General features: G+C 51.6%; 1 protein-coding gene. It reads left to right on the top strand.

Annotated features, from left to right (window positions below; translation table 11 throughout):
• Window positions 1-339 (top strand): transposase (locus tag IT084_RS19145; protein ID WP_195714193.1); only part of this gene is annotated, 339 nt, incomplete at both ends.

The following is a 339-nucleotide window of genomic DNA, read 5'->3' as shown; positions in this document are numbered from 1 at the left end:
TGAGATTAAAAGACTGGACGAAGAGATTAAAGAGCGTATGCTCCCTTTTGAGGAAGACCTGGAGTTGTTGGACACGATTCCCGGGGTGGGGCGGCGCACGTCCGAGCAAATCTTGGCCGAAACAGGAGCTAATATGAACCAATTCCCCTCCGCTGCTCATTTATGTTCATGGGTAGGAGTATCTCCAGGTAATAATGAAAGCGCCGGAAAACGAAAGTCGGGACGAACGCGCAAGGGTAACCAAAAACTAAGAAGCGCGCTGGTGGAAGCAGCTAGGGCTGCAGCCCGAACTAAGAACACCTATTTGTCCAGTCAGTATCACCGCATTGCCGCAAGGCG

The organism is Desulfallas sp. Bu1-1 (assembly GCF_015594625.1).
Classification (GTDB): Bacteria; Bacillota; Desulfotomaculia; order Desulfotomaculales; family Desulfallaceae; genus JADNRQ01.
The sequence above is the reverse complement of the archived record's forward strand: the minus strand, read 5'-3'. Positions and strand labels throughout refer to the sequence as shown.